The sequence below is a fragment of the Thermostichus sp. OS-CIW-26 genome (assembly GCF_054058395.1).
In genome coordinates, this window is the sequence record NZ_JBSSAG010000020.1 from 35,752 (window position 1) to 53,768 (window position 18,017).

The following is an 18,017-nucleotide window of genomic DNA, read 5'->3' on the forward strand; positions in this document are numbered from 1 at the left end:
CAAGGGATCCCTACCTAATGGATCTCGAGAACCATGTTGTGCAGGGCTGTGTTAATCACCAGGGTGGATCCCCATCGCTCTACCTTGCCCCCATCCCAGTGCATGTGTCCGCAGATGTAGTAGCGGGGCTGCACCTGTTCCAAAAGGGGGCGCAAGGTGGGTGTGCGACGGTGATACCACTTCCCGCCTTCATCCAAAAAGCCTCGCGGCGGAGCATGGGTCAGCAGCAGGTCAATGGGCCGGGGGGGTTGACTGTAGAGGGCGAGCAGCTCCTGCAAATGGGCAGAGGTCAGAGACCAGCTCCAGCCACAGGGGGGAGTCCAGGGTACAGCCAAAACCTGTAACCCCAGCCACTCAAAGCAGCAGGACTGGGTGATGGCCCGCCCCCAACAGCCAACCAGCGAATTCAAAACCGAAGCTGCTGGATCGTGGTTGCCAGGTAAAAAGAGCCAGGGTTTGCCCAGGCTCTCCACTGCCGCCAAAAAGGATTGCAGATGAACCACCTCTGCTTGGGCTGCCGGATGAAAGCCCTGGGTGGCCTTGCGGGAAGGTTTGCCGGCCTTGGAACAGAAATCCCCGCAGTTGATGTAAGCATCCACCTCCGGCAGATGGGCAAGGGCCTGCCGGATCAGCCGAGGGCTGCCGTGGTAGTCAGAGCCGAGCAGCAGTTTAATCCCCATGGGCCTCTGCAGCAGAAGAATCCAGGTGGGATCGCTGAAGCAGGGCGGCAACCTGCTGCCAGGAGCTGCTGTACCAAGCTTGCTGGGCTTCCAGTTCTTCGCCGAGGGATCCCGTGGGGCCAAAATCTGGGCAGGCGTACCCCAGGGAGCGTAATCCTGCCACCAACACCGCCGGAGACAGCCACCACTGCTGGGCCAAGCGCAGCAGATCCACCTGGCTACGGGTTTGCAGGTATTGGCGGAGCTGGCGTTGCAAGCTGGCAGCGGAGGGCAGGGGCACCGCTTGCTGATGGACGGCAATCAACAGCTCGCTGCTGGGGGTGCAACAGAGCAGCCACTTGAGGTGATCCAGAGAAGGGGGCCAGCTCCACAACCAGAGTTGATCATAGCGGTGGCCGGCTTGGGGACGGTCGTAGTGGAGAGTCAGGTACCGCCGTTCGCGATAGCGGGCCGTAGGCCTTGAAGACAAGACCAGCGAGGGGCGGCGGAAGCCGTAGAACAGGATGGTTCCCTGCGCCTGAGGCCAGAGGACAGAAAATCGGTCTACAGCTTGCCAACGCAAAGGCTGGGTGGGCTGGGGGGTGGGGCGCCAGATCAACAGAGGTGAGGGCTCTGTCCCCCTCTGGGAGCCAGTCGAGGGCTTGGAGTTGGGCATGGGAGGAGTGGCATCCAGAGAGGCGGGGGAGATGGGAGACTTGCTCCCATCAGGGGTGCGGGGCGCTGTTTTCTCGAGAGGGGGATTGCCGGCAGTGGCAGCCTCTTGGGCAGGTCGAATCCCGACAATTTCCAGCTCCAGTTGGGTTTCTCCCTGCCATGTTTTGGCCTTGAGCGTGTAGGCTACATCAACTCGCTCCGGCAGCGGATGGGTTTCCGCTCCCCGCCAACGGATAGCCCAGAGGGGGCGCTGTGGCCTCGGGTTTGTGCTCCCCACTGCTGACCCGTTCGCCAAAGTGTTGCCCAAAGCGTTGCCCAGCGATAACCCATCAGTGTCGTAACTGGAGGTTTTGACAGCTGAGTCGCTCCTGCCCGGACAAGAGGACTCCGTCCGAGTAGCACGTAACCCATGGGAGCGTTGCGTAGGGAGAGCAGGATCCCGGAGCAGCAGCTTCAGGTGGCCGGGAACTGGGCCAAATCGCTGCTGTTGCAGAACCTGCAGGTTGCGGCTGTAGAAGACCGGCTCAGGGTTGCCGATACCACAGGGCTGCAGATGCTGCAGCTCTCGATAGAGGTCAAGGGTGAGATCTGACAGCGACACTTCTGCATCGATTTGCACCAGTGGCTGGATCTGCTCCGGCTGCAATTGCTGTTGGGCAAACTGCCGCAATCGTTCTTCAAAAAAAGGCCAGTCTTCTGCTCTCAGGCTAAATCCCCCGGCAGCGGGGTGGCCGCCGTGCTTGGTGAACAGATCCTTGCAAAACTCCAACGCTTGAAACACGTCAAACTCGGGGATCCCCTGCCGCGCCGAGCCACTGATCTCCCCTTGCCGCGACTGGCTGCCGATGAACACCGGACAGCCAAAACGCTCTGCCAACCGCGAGGCCACAATGCCGATCACCCCTTTATGCCATTTCTGCTGAGGGGATCCCAAAATCGTCAATACCCGTTCCTGCTGCAAATCCCGGCCTTGCTGGGCAATTTGCTCGAGGGCTTCTGCCTCGATGCGCCCGCACATCTGCTGTCGTACCTGGTTGAGCCGTTCGCAGCGGCGGGCCAGTTTCTCTGCTTGCTGGGGATCGTCGGTGGTCAGCAACTGGATCCCCATTCTCGCCCGGCCAATTCGCCCAACGGCATTGATGCGGGGCCCCAGGCCAAACCCAATCCACTCAGGCCGCAGCCCCTCCAGGGATCCCTGCATGCCCATCACCTGCAGAAGGGCGCGGATCCCTGCCACCTGGGAGGTGGGCAAGAGGTGCAGCCCCTGCCGCACCCAAAGGCGGTTAACCCCCGTCAGCGGCGCCAGATCGGCAATGGTGCCCACAGTAAACAGTTCCAGGGCCACCCGCTGCAGATGGCCATCACCACGGCGCTCGGCCAGCGCCTGGGCCAGGAGGTAGGCAACTCCCACCCCGGCCATCCCCCGATAGGGAGAAGAAACGGGGAGCTGCTTGGGATTGAGGATGGCATCGGCAGGGGGCAACTGGGGCGGCAAGTCGTGGTGATCCGTCACGATCACTGTCAAGCCCAGAGCTTTGGCCAGTTGGATGGGCTCGTGGGCGGAGATGCCGTTGTCCACGGTGAGAATGAGGCGCACCCCCTCTCGGTGCAGCTCTTGCACCATGCGGCTGTTGAGGCCATAGCCCTCGGTCATGCGGCTGGGGATGCGGTAATGCACTGGAGCGTCCTGCAAAGCCCGCAGCAGCAGGGCCGTGCTGGTCATGCCGTCGGCATCGTAGTCGCCGCAAATGGCGATGGGCTCTTGTCGGCGAATCGCCCCGTCCAGCAAGTCCACCGCTAGGGGCAAATCGGCAAAATCCTGACTGGGTGGAGGCAGGTGGGCGGGATCCGGCTGCAGGTACTGCTGCACGGCAGCAGGGCTGGAGAGGCCGCGATTGAGCAAGATCTGGGCCAACACAGGCGAGATCCCCACTGCCTCGGCCAAGCTCTGGGCAGCCAACTTGTCCACAGGATGAAACAGCCAGCGTTGAGCAGGGATCCCGGCCATAGGGAAGGGTGGGGCTTGGATGGGGATAGAGGGTAGGCAGTGCTACAGTTGGCCTATAGGGTATCCTTTTGACGTTAGCTCAAAACGCTCCTCTGAATCTTTCCTGCCGCCGATGTATTCTCTGCTGCTTACCTATGGTCTTAACCCGCTGACAGGCTTAAAGCTGTTGGTCAAGTCCTCTGAGCAGACCTCTCTGTGGACACTGGCCCAGCAGCTTTGGGGCCGCCCCGGATCTCGGCGACGCAGGCCGCGCCTACAAATCTCGTTAGGCCGCTTGGTGCCAGAGCAAACCGAGCACTTGTCCAAGTTGGAAGTGCTGCTGCGTCTGCGGTTTTTCATTGCCCTCGAAGCGGAAACTCCAGAGAGTGCTGCCCACCACTGTCGCGAACGGTTCTTGCTTCCTTCCGGCCAGGGATCTGCCATTCAGCTTGCCCGCTACACAGAGGGCTCGCAGCAGTACAAGACGGAGATCATCCGCTTTGCCCTGGGGGGATCCCGCACCCTTGTGGCGAGGACTCCATCCCGCCGCCGTCGCCTCTGAAACAAACTCCCCGACAAGCCATAGCGATAGAGTCTTGCCGGCCTATCTATACTGGAGATGCACTAGATCTGTGTTTCTCCCGTGAACCTAACTGGGCTGCATCTTTGCGGTGGCAGTGCGGAGCATTCTATCGGTGGTGGGCGGCATCTGCAAGCCCATCCCTGGCACAGCCTTGCCCAAACTTCGGCTTACGCTAGCTTTGAGTTGTCCTTCCCGCAAGGGGGTGAACTGCGAGCTCTGGCACTGTGGGGGATCCCCGCAGGCCCAGGCAAAGACTCCATCCCGGATGCAGAGGTTTGAGTTGCCGCCAATCCCGCCAGAGGAGATGGATCCCATGTGCAACGCCCGTAAGGACTACGGCTGGCCAAAGTGCTCCGCACTCCTGTTGCCAGCGCAACCGGCCCTCTTTGCCGGATCCCTGGCGGCCTTTGCCCTTGTGCTCCACGCCGTTAATGGGAACGTCCTGCCGGCTGCTTTGGCCCTGACCCGTTACCAAGTGCATGTACTGGCGGATGGGGCGGCGGAGTTGGCTCAGGTGCGCACCCAGGTGCCGGATGCCTATTTTGTGCAAGGGGATGGGCAGGTTTTCATTCTGGCGGGGACGTTCATCAACCGTAGCCATGCTCAACGCCGTCAGGCCGACTTGGAACGGCTGGGGTTATCGGTGCGGGTGGTGAGCCGCCAAGAGACGGATCCCCCTCTGCCCCCTGCTTTTCCTGCCCAAGCAGCACCCAGCCGCCCTGTTGCCAGCTCAAAAGCCTCTGTGCCGCCGACGCCAACCGCTCCGCCCTTGGATCCCCAGCGTCCCTTTGCCACCCACGTGCCCAACCCCACCGGTGATCCCCGTTTGGAAGAACGGGTGCGCCGCTTCTTTCCAGGAGCCACTGTGGTGCAGTACCGCGGCCAGGTTGCTTTGCAAACGGGAACCTTCTCCCGTCTGTCGTTGGCCCAGGATCAAGCCCGCTGGCTAACCGCTCAGGGGTTACCGGCAGTGGCGGTGTCGCTGGTAGGAGAAAATGCGGGCCGGGATCCCATCTCCAATCCCGCCCAAGGGGAACGCTATTGGGTGTTGGTGGCCGATCCCACCGGGGAGAAATGGCCTGCGCTAAAACAACTCCTAGAGGGATCCCTGCCCTTGATCTACGATGACCTGCGGGTGGTGCGCACAGGTGGGTTTGCCGACCCTGCTGCTGCCGCCGAGCAGGTGCGTTACTTGGCCGGCCAAGGCTATGAAGCGGGGATCTTCCCCGCCGATCTGCGCCGCTCTCAGCCTCTTTTGCAAGCGGATCCCGTCTCTTCCTCGCCTGCCCAGGCTGTTCCTCCTGGGGAAGAAGGTGGCAGTGGATTTTGGGTGGTGGTGCCGGCTGGGGAAGAGGCCCTACCCAAGCTGCAACAGTTTGCCCCTGATGCCTTCCTGCGGGGCTCAGTGATTCAGGTGGGCACCTACCGGCAACGGGCCAACGCCGAACAGGCGCGGCGCTCTCTGGCCGAAGCAGGGTTCGATGCCCGCATCCTGCCCGTGGAGTAGCCAAGAGCCACTTCCGCCATAAACGCTCTCCTCCTTCCCCTCCAGAACAATCCCACCTTCGACCAGGGCTTGCCACAGCGGGGACAACAGGGGTACCAACGCAACAGTTGCCAAAACTCGGCAGCAGCCACCCGCCCTGTCAGGTCGTAGCTGCTCCGTTTTTCCCCAGCAGGGGCAGCTTGCTGCTTCTGGCGTTGTCGGCTGGCGCAGGTGGGACAGGGATCCAGTCGAAACAGGAGCCCATCCCCGCACTCCGGACAGCAGTAGGGGCTCGACATCTGGACTTGAGACTCTGTTTGCGTCAGCGGTGCGGAGCACTTTCCCGGCTAGAGGGCTTGCTTAGCCTGCTGCAGCGTCTGCTCAAACACCTCCAGCGGCTGCGCACCGGAGAAGGCAATGCCGTTCAAGATGAAATGGGGGGTGCCGCCGATGCCCAGTTGAGAGGCCAAGTCAATATCTCGCTGAATGGCGCGTTCTGCCGCCCGACTGCGCCGATCCCGATTGAATTTTTCTATATTCAGGCCCAGCTTCTCAGCAGTGGCCACATAAAACCCATCCCCAAGCTGAGATTGGTTGGCAAACAGCTCGTCGTGAAACTCCCAGAACTTACCTTGACGTTGGGCGGCCCAAGCAGCCCGGGCAGCCGACATCGCTTCTGGGTGGATGCTGGTCAGGGGCAGGTGCTTGTACACCAAGGTCACCTCATCCCCGTGGTCGGCCATGAACTGCTTGAGGGTGCTGTGGGCGCGGGCGCAGAAGGGGCATTGAAAATCGGAGAACTCCACCAACACTAACCGCAGAGCGTCGGATCCCAGTCGAGGGGAATCTCCGATGACGGCGCGTGGGTTCTCCCGCAGTTGACGGCCAAATTCTTCCGCCAGCCGCTGCTGTTGTTGCTGCTGCTCCTGGTACTGTCGCTGCTGGTATTCCTGTACGGCCTCCAGAATCACCTGGGGGTTCTTTCGAATGATCTGCAGCACCTGCTCTTCCAAATCTGCCGGGGCAGCCGCCGCCGAGGGTAGGAAAACCGGAGCTCCACTTCCCACTCCCAGCAGAACCATCAGCCCGAACAAAAGTCCAGCCCGGGCCAAGCTCCGCCCCCAAGCGCGAAAAATCCTCACCAGCCTATGCATCCCAACCCCCCTCTCAAACATGCCTAGAGCCGTCGCAACTCACCCAGCCTACCGTCAGATCCCAACAGTGTCTATCACTCGTTCGGGGGGGTTAGGAATTGGTGACCTGCAGAAGCTGCTCCTTGATCCGCTGCAACTGGCTGGCCCAGCGGGGATCCGGCTCAGAGGCTGCCTCACTTTCGGCGACGACGGTGGAGCGCCCACCCTTATTGCCGCGCTGGCGTTGCTTTTTGCTGGGGGCAGGGTTTTCTGCCGACTCTTTAGGGCCCTTGGCCTCAGAATCTCTGGACGGCCTGGAATCTTTGGAACCTCTGGACTCTTTGGATGAAGGCTCAGAGGTCGCTGTTTTGGATTCGCCTTCTTCCCCTCGGTCGCGCGGCTGGGCGAGCTCAATGCGCAAGTTGACATCCCCAAAGCTGTGGCCGTTGAACTTTTCGATGTACTGCTGCGCCTGCTCTTCGGTGTTCACCGTTACAAAGCCGAAGCCGCGGCATTTGCCTGTCTTCCGATCCCGGATCACCTTGGTGGAAATGACCTCACCGGCAGAGCGAAAGAGCTTCTCCAGTGCCTGACGATCCACCTCTTCCGGCAGATTTCCAACATACAGACGCACAGGCATGATCCAGCGAAGCTCCTAATCGAAATAACAAAAGGCCAAAATGCAAAGCGCTACACCTAGGGCGCTCAAGCCCATAACATCAAACCCGGAACCCGGTAGTCCATTGTCACACCATAGCGCGCCGCAAAGCGCAACCCTTGGCAATCACGAAGCTATTTTTTAATTTACCTCAACCTGGAGCCGCGAAGACGAGGAGAATGGTCTCTCTTGTCGATTGCCTCGTGCAGTTGGTTTCGGCGGCGGGCTGTGTCCCTTAGGCCAGGCCGGTGTTGTTCAGGCGATCCCGATGTTGAAAAGGTCGCGCCTGGGGGCCTGTGTAGTCGGCTACAAGATGTCCTTGCCCTCGCAGTTGGTAGCGGTAAGTCACCAAGCCTTCCAAGCCCACCGGGCCGCGCGGCGGCAGTTTTTGGGTGCTGATGCCCACTTCTGCCCCAAAGCCGTAGCGAAACCCGTCGGCAAAGCGGGTGGAAGCGTTGTGAAAGACCCCCGCTGCATCTACTTCATCCAAAAATCGCCGGGCAGCAGCGGCATCCTCGGTTACAATCGCTTCGGTATGGCGGGATCCGTACTGCTGGATGTGGGCAATGGCCTCGTCAAGGGAGTCAACCACCTTAATAGAGAGGATCAAATCGGCATACTCGGTGCTCCAGTCGGCTTCGCTGGCCGGGATCAGATCGGGCACCAGCTCGCGGCAGAGGGGATCCCCCCGCAATTCCACCCCCTTTTCCCGCAGGGCCTTGACCGCCAGAGGCAAAAAGTGGGGGGCTATGGCCTCGTGAACCAGCAGAGTCTCGATGGCATTGCAGGCAGCGGGGTACTGGGTTTTGCTGTCCACCGTCAGCTTGATCGCCATGTCCACGTTCGCTGCCCGATCCACGTACAGGTGACACAGGCCATCGGCATGGCCCAATACCGGGATGCGGGTATTCTCCAGGATGTAGCGGACAAAGCTGCTGGAGCCGCGGGGGATGATCAAGTCTACCAGCCCCTCCAGTTGCAGTAGGGCCTTGACCTCGGCGCGGCTGGTGAGCAACTGCAGGGATCCCTGGGGGAACTCCGGGATCTGTTGCAGGCCCGCCTGAATGGCCGCCATCAACGCCTGACAGGAGAGCAAAGCTTCGGATCCCCCTTTAAGCAAGACGCTATTGCCGGTTTTCATCGCCAGGGCGGCAATTTGCACCAAAGCATCGGGCCGCGACTCGAAGATCACCCCCAGGACCCCCAAAGGGTAGGTGCGCCGTTCCAAGATCAGCCCCTCGTCCAGTTCCCGGATCAGCAAAGCTCGGCCCACCGGATCCCCCAGCCGGATCACCTGCCGCACTCCGGCCACCATATCTGCCAGTTTGTGGGCGTCCAGCTTCAGGCGAGCATAGGCAGATGCCGACAACTCCCCGGCTTTCACCATCTCCGCTGCCCGCTCCAAATCCGCCTGGTTGGCGGCCAAGATAGACTCTTGGTGCTCCAACAAGGCAGTGGCCATGGCCTCTAGAGCGGCATTCTTAATGGCAGTGGGCAAGGTGGCCGTGTGTTGGGCAGCAGCGCGGGCCAACTGCACTTGGGACAGCAGCGGGCGCTCTGAGGCAGATGCAAGCGAGCTGGGGCAATCGGTGGCGAGGGACATAGGGTCAGAAAGGGGGCAAAGTGCCCATCTGGAAGAAAAGGGTTGCGATGATAGGTTGTAACAAAGTTGTGTTGAACTGTGATCCTAGAAGCACCCCCGGAAGGGATCCCTATGCTAGGTTGGGCACAGTCGGTTGGGGTTATCTGTAGCCTACCAAAATCCGGATCCCACTTGCTGCGGCAGGGTAGCCTTTCTTTGCTCTCGATGCTTCTAAGCTGAAGTTCGCATAGGGGAAGACCCTTGCTCGAAACCCAGTTCCCTGACGATTAGAGATCCACCTCGTCAACCTCGATTTAGCGCCTTCCAGGAGAGCCAATGAGAAAGCGTGGGTTTGTGGTTAGTGCAACGGCTGCGGTGATGACAGCGGTGTCGCTGGTCGGCGTGCAGCTATCTATGCCGGGTTGGGCGGGGTTTCGCCGGGATCCCAAGGAAGTGGTGGACGAGGTTTGGCAAATTGTCAATCGGGAATATGTGGATCCGTCTTTTAATTCCCTGGATTGGGAAGCGGTGCGGCGAGATCTGCTCAGTCGAGAATATGCCACCCGAGAAGATGCCTACGCGGCCATCCGGGAAGCCTTGAAGAAACTCAACGATCCCTACACCCGATTTCTGGATCCGGATCAGTTTGCCAGCATGCAAATCGATACATCCGGCGAGCTGACCGGGGTGGGGATCACGCTGGGCATGGATCAGGAGACAAACGAGCTGGTGGTGATCTCCCCCATTGAAGGGTCTCCTGCCGACCGGGCTGGGATCAAATCCAAAGACGTGATCGTGCGCATCGACGACAAGTCCACCGAAGGCATGGACACCAACGCTGCGGTCAACCTCATTCGAGGCGAGCCGGGTACGCGGGTGCGGCTGACCATTCGCCGCGAGGGGGAAGGGCTGAAGGTGTTCGATTTGGTGCGGGAAAGAATTGAGCTGGCCACCGTGCGCTACGAGGTTCACGAGGAAAACGGCCTGCCCATTGGCTATATCCGGATTACCCAGTTTTCCGGCAACGCCGCCGAGAAGATGCGCCAAGCCATTCGCGAGCTGGAAAAACAAGGGGTAGCCGCCTACGTTCTGGATTTGCGCGCCAACCCAGGGGGCCTGCTCTACTCCAGCGCCGAGATTGCCCGCATGTGGATCAACCGGGGCAGCATCGTCTCGACGGTGAACCGCCAAGGGGAGCAGGATCGCCTGACGGCCAACAACACGGCCCTCACCGATAAACCTTTGGCCGTTTTGGTGGATGGTGGCTCGGCCAGCGCCAGCGAGATTCTGTCGGGGGCTCTGCAGGATAACCGTCGCGCCGTGATTGTCGGCACGCAAACTTTCGGCAAGGGCCTGGTGCAGTCGGTGCATCCCCTGTCCGATGGATCTGGGCTGGCGGTAACCATTGCCCGTTATCGCACTCCCAACGGTAACGACATCGACCACAAGGGCATTACCCCCGACATTTTGGTGGAATTGTCCGAGGAAGATCTGAAGCGGCTCAGCCAGAACCGAGAGCTGGTGGCCACCCCAGCCGACCCACAGTATGCTGCTGCCATCCAGGCTCTGCAGGCTCAGATCTCTGCCCGTCGGCAACAGGCCCAGGAGGTCATTCGTTCCTCTTCACGTTAGCCGGTGTTGGGGGCGGTTTTGATGGGTCTCAGATCTGGCACTCCTGAGACTGGGGTTAAGCCGAGGCCCAAGCTATTTAAGACTATTAAGACTCTTCTCATTCGAGTTATTCGAGGAGTGTTGACCAGCGCTGGGCTGGGGATGCTTTTATTGTTTCTGTAGGTGGCGCGTAGCACAATGGCGGGGTCGAAGATCGCGGGATCCATAAACTTGGCCGGACGGGATCTGCTCAAGCTCAGCGACCTAACCCCGGCGGAGCTGTCGGCCCTGCTAGCCCAGGCGGCTGAGTTAAAGCGGGATCCCTATCGGGTGGAGCTGCGGGGTCGGGTGTTGGGGCTGTTGTTTCAGAAGGCTTCTACCCGCACCCGCGCCAGTTTTACGGCAGCCATGGCCCAGTGCGGGGGCAGCACCCTCGATCTGGTGCCGACGGTGATGCAGGTGAGCCGCGGCGAGCCCCTGCAGGATACGGCCCGCGTCCTCTCCCGCTACCTGGATGTGATTGCCATTCGCACCTACCACCAGAAGGAACTGGAAACCTTTGCCGAGTATGCCGATGTTCCGGTGATCAACGCCCTCACCGATCAGTTTCACCCCTGTCAGGTGTTGGCCGATCTGCTCACCATTCAGGAGAACTTTGGCCAACTGGCGGGACTGACCCTGGCCTATTGCGGCGATGGCAACAACGTTGCCCACTCCCTGCTGTTGGGCTGTGCCATGAGCGGGATCCACATCCGCGTCGCCACCCCCCCCGGTTACGAGCCGGATGCGGCAGTGGTGGAGCAAGCCCGCACTCTGGCCCAGGGATCCCAGGTGTTGGTGCTGCAGGATCCCCAGGAAGCCGTCTCTGGATCCCAGGTGGTCTATACCGACGTGTGGGCCAGCATGGGTCAAGAAGCTGAGGCCGAGGCCCGCAAGGCCACCTTTCTGCCCTACCAGGTCAATGCCGAGCTGCTGCAACGGGCGGATCCGCAAGCCATTGTGCTGCACTGCCTGCCGGCCCACCGGGAAGAGGAAATCACCACTGAAGTACTGGAGGGATCCCAGTCCCGCGTGTGGGATCAGGCGGAAAATCGCCTACATGTGCAAAAGGCACTCCTGATTCAGGTGCTGGGCGCAGGATGACCCCTCACCCCCAGGCTAGAGAGCGGGTTAGCAAATGAGCTTACCGGAAAACTGGGTCTATGGTCATTTCGATTTAAACCAGGACACTGCACCCACACCCCAAACGTTGGTCGCGTCGGCGTTGCAGAGCAATAGCGTTGCGGAGCGATAATGCAGAGGGCCAGAAGGTTTTTCAAGGACTCCGTCCCGCTGGCGCGACCAGTAGCCTAGGCGTCTCGCCCTAACCTGAAATGACTATATTTGACAAAACTGGCCCAAATCCTAAGCTGTCTACCGATTACTGCTGGGGCGGCGGGCGGCAATTGCCAGGCTGACATTGGGCACCCGCTGCAGAGTATCCATCACCTCCACCACCTTGCCGTGGGAGAGGGCCAAATCGGCGTTGATCACCACCAAGCGCCGCCCTTCAGCCGGCTTCTCGGCCAGGATGCGTTCCACTGCTGGGATCAGGGCAGAAATATCGGCAATTTTCTCCTGATTGACGGCAATCTGTCCTTCCGCCGTCACGCTCACCGTTACATCCGGCTGCAGACGAACTTCAGCTGTGGTCGCGTCCGGCAGGTTGACATCCAGAGCCTCGGAGCGGGTGAGCACCAGGCTGGCAATCACGAAAAACACCAAGATCGAAAAAATGACATCGATCAAAGGCACGATGTTGATCTCGCCGGATCTAAAGTTTTCTTCCGGGATTCGCATAGGCTACGAGGGCTCAAGCGACGAGTAAGGGGGAAGGGTGGAGCTGCCACTGGGGCTAGATTGGGTGTAGGAATACTGGGAAAGCTGTTGAGCCTGCATCTCTTGCCGCTGCCGATGCAGCAGCTCCAGCATGCCGCCGTACTCTTGGATTTTAGAGAGTTGCCGCAGGTACAAAGAGCGGAAGACGTTGGAAATCAACAGGGTGGGAATAGCCACAATCAGTCCAAAGGCCGTCGAGTACAAGGCTTCGGCGATCCCCCGACCTACCCCCTGGGTATCGGTGCCGCCGATATCCCCCAGTTGAATGGAGCTGAGGATCTGGATGATGCCGGTGACGGTGCCCAACAAACCCAAGAAGGGGGCAACGGTGATTACGGTGTCGAAGACCGTGTTGAAGCGCTTCAGCAGAGGCACTTCTGCCGCCAGGGCCGTTTCCAGAGCCAGCTTAAAATCTTCCGGGCTGGCCTCGTTCAGCTCCAACCCGGCCAAAAAGATGCGGGCAATCGGCAGATCGGCATTTTGCTCCAGCAAATACTGGGCAGCGCGTGGGTTGCGGCGGTACTGGCTCAGGGCTTGCTGCACCACCTCCTCCTGCCGATGGGTGATCTTCCACCAAAACAGCACCCGCTCAATGCAACAGGCCACCGAGAAGACCGAGAACGTCAACAGGGGGATGGAGTAATACCAACCCTGGATCATGAGCTGCAAGACTCTATCCATCGATCCTGATTCCCCCCTCCAAGCGGCAATTTACGCTCATCTTGTCATAGCACTTTCTCGGCAGGGCTGGGATCCCTTCTTGCGCGGCGAAGATTGCACCTTTTGGCAATTTTGCCCCCATGCCGGCTCTCATCTCGTCAATTGTCAATCCAGAGGGCATACTGGTTGCAACAATTTAATTTTGGATCCCGAGGGCGTGAATTATGAAATTCAGACGCTGGTTGGGTCTTTGCTGCGCCGGCTTGATGGCCTTGCTGTTGACGGCTTGCGGCAAGGGATCCGCCCCCTACGACAGCATCGTGGTCAATTTTGTAAACACGGCCACCCCCAGTCAGATTGCTGCTATCGCTAAAGAGTATCACTTGACGCTCCGCCCCAGCAGCGACAGCGCTTTTGCCCGCCAAGAAGCCATCTACCTGTTTGACGTGGATGCCAACCACCTGGGATCCACGCGGCGGCTGGTTAAGCGGCTCACCGACGAAGCCTTGATCGAGTATGCTCACCCCAACTATCAATTCCAGGCGGCTTTCGTGCCCAACGACCGCCTCTATCCCCAGCAATGGAACCTCAGGGCCATCCGCATGCCGGAAGCCTGGGACATCTCCCAAGGGGAAGGGGTGACGGTAGCCGTGGTGGACACAGGAGTAACCCGAGTTCCCGACCTGGCCCAAACCCAATTTGTGAAGGGCTACGACTTTGTGGATGACGATGAGGATCCGGAAGACCTCAACGGCCACGGCACCCATGTGGCGGGAACCATCGCCCAATCCACCAACAATGTCTTGGGTGTAGCCGGCATTGCCTTCAAGGCCAAGATCATGCCGGTGCGGGTGTTGGATGCCAACGGCTTCGGATCCCTGTCGGATGTGGTGGAAGGGATCCGCTATGCTGCCGACCACGGGGCTACGATCATCAACCTCAGCCTGGGTAGCCGCGCTTCTGCCCAACTGATGGAGGAGGCGGTGGCCTATGCCCACAGTAAGGGGGTGACGGTGATCGCAGCCGCTGGCAACGAAAACTCCAACCAGGTGAGCTACCCGGCCCGTTACCCGCATGTGATCGCTGTCTCGGCCACGGGGCCCAACGGGGAGAAAGCCCCCTACTCCAACTATGGGGTGGGGGTGGACATCTCTGCTCCCGGCGGAGCCAAAACGCCTGATCACCCCGAGTACGGCATTCTGCAGCAAACCATCAATCGTCGTAACCCCAACGAGCCGGTCTTTGCCTACTTCCAAGGCACCAGCATGGCCACTCCCCACGTAGCCGGTGTGGCAGCTCTGATCCAGGCTCAGGGCATCAAAGACCCGGACAAGGTGGAGGAAGTGCTGAAAATGTCGGCTACCCCAGTGCCCGGCGACAAACAGAACTTCTACGGGGCTGGTCGTTTGGATGCAGCCAAGGCGCTGGCCAGGGCCACAGGGCAACAGGAGGAAAACCCCTTGGTGCTCTGGTTGAAGGACTTCCTGCAGTACCTGAACAACAATGGCTACCTCAACCCACGCTTCTGGTTCGATGGTGGCCCGATTGCTCTGGTGCCGAAGCTGCTGATGGTGGTGGGCGGCTACATTATCCTGGTGCTGATCCGCTGGTGGCTGGCTCCCAAGCGGCTGCTGCAGACGGTGCCTTTGCTGGCTGGGATGCTTTTGGGCAGTGCCGGTCTTTTCCCCTTGCAGGGGTTGGCGATTGTCGGTGGCCCCCGTTGGCCCTTCCAATTGGCGGGTAGCTCCCTGCCGGAGTTGGGCACCGCCTTTGCCCAGACCAATGCCTTGAACCCCCTATTTGCCAGCGTGTTGATCCCAGGCCTGTTGATGTTGCTGCTCCTGGGCCATCGGCGCTGGCGCTGGGCGGTGATCGGCCTGTGCATCGGCATGGCCTCGCATCTGCTCTTGTCCGGATCCCTGTTCTATGAGGGGGTGCTATGGCTTGGATCCTCTGCTTGGTTGGGTCGCTCCTTCTTGCTCTTCAATGGCTTGCTCTGCCTGGGCCTGGCCTACTTGGGAGCGCAAGCGGCTACGGAATCTCAATCCACGGCAACTGGGCTGGCGCTGAGGCAGTGATGCAAGAGTACAGCGGTACCATCCAGTTCCTGGATATCGAAGGGGGAGTGTGGGTGCTGACGCTGCCTTCCGGCGAGCACTATGCCCTTTTCCGTGCCCCCAAAGAGCTCTTGCAAGAGGGACTAGAGGTCACCATCCAGGGACAGATCAGAGAAGACATGGTGACGGTGGCTCAGGTAGGGCCGGTTTTAGAAGTCAAGAGCTTCCAGCGGCAGCCCTAGCTTGGCTTGCGGCTCCGGCCATACCAATCGGGGATCCCCAAGCGGGGATCCCTGCTTTTCGATGTCAGAATGCTTTTACAGTCGCTTCAAACAAGATTGAGACACCTCGCTGCCGACCCTCACCCCTAGCTTCTCTCTCAGGAGAGAAGGAAAGTTAGGAAGCAATGCAACGAAAATATTTCATTTCCGTTTAAAAAGAATCTCGTTTCCACGGCTGAGCATTCACGAAGCTCAAAAAACGTAGGTAGGCAGCTGTATCCCGTGACCGCTTAATACTTACATAGTCATAAGTCTGTAGCCTGAACAACTGGGAAACCATCATCGCTGTTTTAGAGGGGAAACCTACTGGCGAAAGCGGGACGGGATCCTTTGCGGCAAGGGCTGTTGTGGAACCAGTAACAAGAATCCTCACCCTACCGCTACGGGGAAGCAAGCCAGTAGAGCAGGGAACATGTCAAAGCAGGTTGCTCAGGCGGCTGTGAAAGACCGAGTAGATCTCTGCGTAAGACTTCACCCACTCTGGATCTGGTTGAACATAGCGTTCTACCTGTACCAATCGATCGGCAGCCTGTTGGACAGAGCAGCACCAATAGGCAGAAGCGGCCAAGATGGCTGCCCCCACAGCCGGCTCCGGGTGTTTCACCACAGCCAAGGGACGAGCAAGGATGCTGGCGCGTAGGCGCAACCAGAGAGGGCTTTTGCTGCCTCCACCGGTGGTGAAAATCGGGCTCTGCTCTGGCACTGGGATCCCTTGAGCGGCCAACGTTTCCAGCCCCAGCCGCTCCACCATCGCTACCCCCTCCAACAAAGCAGCGTAAAAACGGGGGGATCCCTCTTCTGCCTCCGGCAAGAACCCGGCAAACTGGGGATCGACAATGGGAAAACGCTCTCCCGGCTGACAAAGGGGATAGCTGACCAGCCCGGTGGGCAGATAAGCCTGAGCTTGCTGATCCAGCATTTGCAGGTTGCCGTCGGGGAAGTAATGAGGCAAAACTCCGCCTCCACAAAAAGAGGCGGCCCCCGGCCACCAAACCATTCGTTCGCGACAGCGGTGCGGAGCACTGTCCGGGTGCAAATGGGAATAGATGCTTGGGGTTTGTATGGGATCCGGACTGTTGGCCTTAAAAATAAGGGTTGTGCCCAAGCTGGTGGAAACCTGCCCCAAGCGAATAGCCCCTGCCGCCAGTTGCCCGGCACAGCCATCGGTGATCCCTGCCGCGATCAGCACTTCCGGCCCCAACCCCCAGTCTGCTCGCACCGTTCCTAAAACCGTTCCCGGCGGTACCACCTCGGGGAAATGCTTGGGGTTTAGGCCCTGCCGCGCCAACCACTCCTGAGGCCAGGTGTAGGCCTCCAGGTCGAAACCGCTCTTGAGGGCATGGGTGTGATCGGTCACCTGCCTGCGCCCCCCCAGTTGGCTCAGCAAAAAGTCCGCCGGATGGGCCAAGTAGCTGTCTCGATACTGATCAGGATAGGCTTCCGCCCACCACAGCCAACGGCTGAGACCCCAACTGGCAGGGATCCCCAATTGCTTGGCCTGAGCCTGGCCCCGTGGGTCAGAATACAGCCACGCCTGTTCCAACGGCATGCCTCGACCATCCACCGGCAGAATGGTGCCGGAAGTGCTGCAAGCACTCAGAGCTGCAATGGAATACTGCTCCCCCAGTTGCGCGGTCAGTTGTCCCAAAAGGGCTTTCAGGGTTCGCAACCAGCGGCCCGGATTGGTCTCTGGGGGATCCCACTGGCGCTCGCTTTTGGCCACCACCTCCCCCTGCTCTGAGAGGGCCACCACCCGCATCCCAGAAGTGCCCAGATCGATCCCAAGAAACACAGGGGGCATAGGGGTACTCATCTCATCATCAGCTCATCATTAGGAAGGAAAATGCCTTGTCATGATGGAGTGCCCAAGGCCCAAGAATGCTCTCTGTATAGATGGGGTGGCCAAGTGGCTCAAACTGGCCTAAAGGATGGGAAAGGACTCCGGCCCGCTGTCGCGATCACAATTTCAAAACTCCTGGCTGCTCCGAGCCAACGCTTCTTGGATATCCAGATCCAGCCCTTTCACCGATTCCAGCACCGAGCGGGTGATCAGTTTACCCTCCTGCACCAAAATGGCGCCGGTTACAGGGTGCAAAAGCGGCTGTTCGGCCCGCCGACCGATCAACGCCTCGATATCCTGAAAAGCATGGATGTACATCCCGGCAGGCAATTCCACCACCACCCCTTCCCCCAGCACGCGCGCTTGGCAGGCCAGGCGGGAGTTGGGCTTGCAGGTGGTGATCGCCTCCAGGGTGCGCTGCTCCCGCTTGCTCACCGGAGACAAAGACTCCATCCCTTCCTTAACGTACACATGGCAGGTGGCACAGAGGCCGCGCCCGCCGCACTCTTTCAACACATTCAGCTCTTCCTGCAACAGTACCGAGAGCAAATTGCTGTTGGTGGCGATTTCAGACACTTGGGCAATGGGATCCAACCGCACACGCTTGACCATAGTCCGCACTTTTTGGGCTACTGGATGCTAAAAAAGCTAGCATCTTTCACCAATGCAGATTGCCGGAACAGGGCAGTTCTACCTAAGCATGCAGGAAAATCCCCCATGCGCCATTCAGGTCTCGGTGCATACGAATGCCCTCTGAGCCTTCTCGGCACTCCAACTATAGGTCTTGCTGGTGTAGGCTTCAGAAACTTGACCAAAAGGCGCGGCAAGCCCTGTCCTTCAGGGCGGGGAAGGATAGCGCCGACCGTAGCCGACGCCCTTTAAAAACGCAGTGTCGGCCATGTGAATATCGTTGTCATCACGCATAGG

General features: G+C 59.7%; 15 protein-coding genes. 6 read left to right on the plus strand and 9 right to left on the minus strand.

The window, feature by feature from the left end; genetic code table 11:
* Positions 1-14 precede the first annotated feature (14 nt).
* Together ACVW0C_RS09240 and recJ are read right to left on the minus strand one after the other, a co-directional pair.
* The gene (locus tag ACVW0C_RS09240) at positions 15-680 is read right to left on the minus strand and encodes a metallophosphoesterase family protein (RefSeq protein WP_457385056.1); all 666 of its coding nucleotides are present in this window, start codon (positions 678-680) and stop codon (positions 15-17) included.
* Positions 670-3,342, minus strand: a complete 2,673-nt coding sequence (gene recJ, locus ACVW0C_RS09245; protein ID WP_457385058.1) for a single-stranded-DNA-specific exonuclease RecJ — start codon at positions 3,340-3,342, stop codon at positions 670-672. The genes ACVW0C_RS09240 and recJ overlap by 11 nt, the downstream gene beginning before the upstream one ends.
* 112 nt (positions 3,343-3,454) lie before the next feature.
* Between recJ and ACVW0C_RS09250 the strand changes: the two genes are divergently transcribed.
* Both ACVW0C_RS09250 and ACVW0C_RS09255 read left to right on the plus strand, forming a co-directional pair.
* The gene (locus ACVW0C_RS09250; protein ID WP_414331038.1) at positions 3,455-3,883 is read left to right on the plus strand and encodes a hypothetical protein; all 429 of its coding nucleotides are present in this window, start codon (positions 3,455-3,457) and stop codon (positions 3,881-3,883) included.
* 109 nt (positions 3,884-3,992) lie between these two features.
* Entirely contained in the window at positions 3,993-5,411 is a 1,419-nt protein-coding gene (locus ACVW0C_RS09255; protein WP_457385060.1) for an SPOR domain-containing protein, read from the plus strand.
* A gap of 326 nt (positions 5,412-5,737) precedes the next feature.
* Here the strand turns inward: ACVW0C_RS09255 and ACVW0C_RS09260 are convergent, their stop codons facing one another.
* The 3 genes from ACVW0C_RS09260 to ACVW0C_RS09270 all read right to left on the minus strand — a co-directional run bounded on the left by ACVW0C_RS09260 (position 5,738) and on the right by ACVW0C_RS09270 (position 8,784).
* Positions 5,738-6,544: a DsbA family protein gene (locus ACVW0C_RS09260; protein WP_457385062.1), complete on the minus strand. Its 807-nt coding sequence runs from the start codon at positions 6,542-6,544 to the stop codon at positions 5,738-5,740.
* 91 nt (positions 6,545-6,635) lie between these two features.
* A complete protein-coding gene (locus ACVW0C_RS09265) occupies positions 6,636-7,163 on the minus strand; it encodes an RNA recognition motif domain-containing protein (RefSeq protein ID WP_414412513.1) in 528 nt (175 codons plus the stop codon).
* A gap of 253 nt (positions 7,164-7,416) precedes the next feature.
* Positions 7,417-8,784 carry a glutamate-5-semialdehyde dehydrogenase gene (locus ACVW0C_RS09270; protein WP_457385064.1) on the minus strand — a complete coding sequence of 456 codons (1,368 nt, stop codon included), beginning with the start codon at positions 8,782-8,784 and terminating at the stop codon, positions 7,417-7,419.
* A 315-nt stretch (positions 8,785-9,099) separates the two neighbouring features.
* Here ACVW0C_RS09270 and ctpC point away from each other — a divergent pair, with 315 nt between their 5' ends.
* On the plus strand, positions 9,100-10,395 hold the full coding sequence (ctpC, locus tag ACVW0C_RS09275; protein WP_011432460.1) for a carboxyl-terminal processing protease CtpC: 1,296 nt from the start codon (positions 9,100-9,102) through the stop codon (positions 10,393-10,395).
* 177 nt (positions 10,396-10,572) lie between these two features.
* Positions 10,573-11,517 (plus strand): ornithine carbamoyltransferase, encoded by a 945-nt coding sequence (gene argF, locus ACVW0C_RS09280; RefSeq protein ID WP_457385066.1) that lies wholly within the window; start codon positions 10,573-10,575, stop codon positions 11,515-11,517.
* Positions 11,518-11,787: 270 nt separating this feature from the next.
* Here argF and ACVW0C_RS09285 read toward each other — a convergent pair whose 3' ends face one another.
* Positions 11,788-12,213, minus strand: a complete 426-nt coding sequence (locus tag ACVW0C_RS09285; RefSeq protein ID WP_414357623.1) for an ExbD/TolR family protein — start codon at positions 12,211-12,213, stop codon at positions 11,788-11,790.
* Positions 12,214-12,216: 3 nt separating this feature from the next.
* Positions 12,217-12,933: a MotA/TolQ/ExbB proton channel family protein gene (locus tag ACVW0C_RS09290; protein WP_049749560.1), complete on the minus strand. Its 717-nt coding sequence runs from the start codon at positions 12,931-12,933 to the stop codon at positions 12,217-12,219.
* Between the two features lie 203 nt (positions 12,934-13,136).
* Between ACVW0C_RS09290 and ACVW0C_RS09295 the strand changes: the two genes are divergently transcribed.
* A complete protein-coding gene (locus ACVW0C_RS09295; RefSeq protein WP_414406575.1) occupies positions 13,137-14,990 on the plus strand; it encodes a S8 family serine peptidase in 1,854 nt (617 codons plus the stop codon).
* Positions 14,990-15,211: a hypothetical protein gene (locus ACVW0C_RS09300; RefSeq protein WP_414342539.1), complete on the plus strand. Its 222-nt coding sequence runs from the start codon at positions 14,990-14,992 to the stop codon at positions 15,209-15,211. Before ACVW0C_RS09295 ends, ACVW0C_RS09300 begins: the two co-directional genes overlap by 1 nt.
* Positions 15,212-15,665: 454 nt before the next feature.
* On the opposite strand, the gene ACVW0C_RS09305 is transcribed toward ACVW0C_RS09300, so the two are convergent.
* Positions 15,666-17,051: an FGGY-family carbohydrate kinase gene (locus tag ACVW0C_RS09305; protein ID WP_414332211.1), complete on the minus strand. Its 1,386-nt coding sequence runs from the start codon at positions 17,049-17,051 to the stop codon at positions 15,666-15,668.
* Between the two features lie 165 nt (positions 17,052-17,216).
* The gene (locus ACVW0C_RS09310; RefSeq protein ID WP_414332212.1) at positions 17,217-17,702 is read right to left on the minus strand and encodes a 2Fe-2S iron-sulfur cluster-binding protein; all 486 of its coding nucleotides are present in this window, start codon (positions 17,700-17,702) and stop codon (positions 17,217-17,219) included.
* Positions 17,703-18,017: the final 315 nt, after the last annotated feature.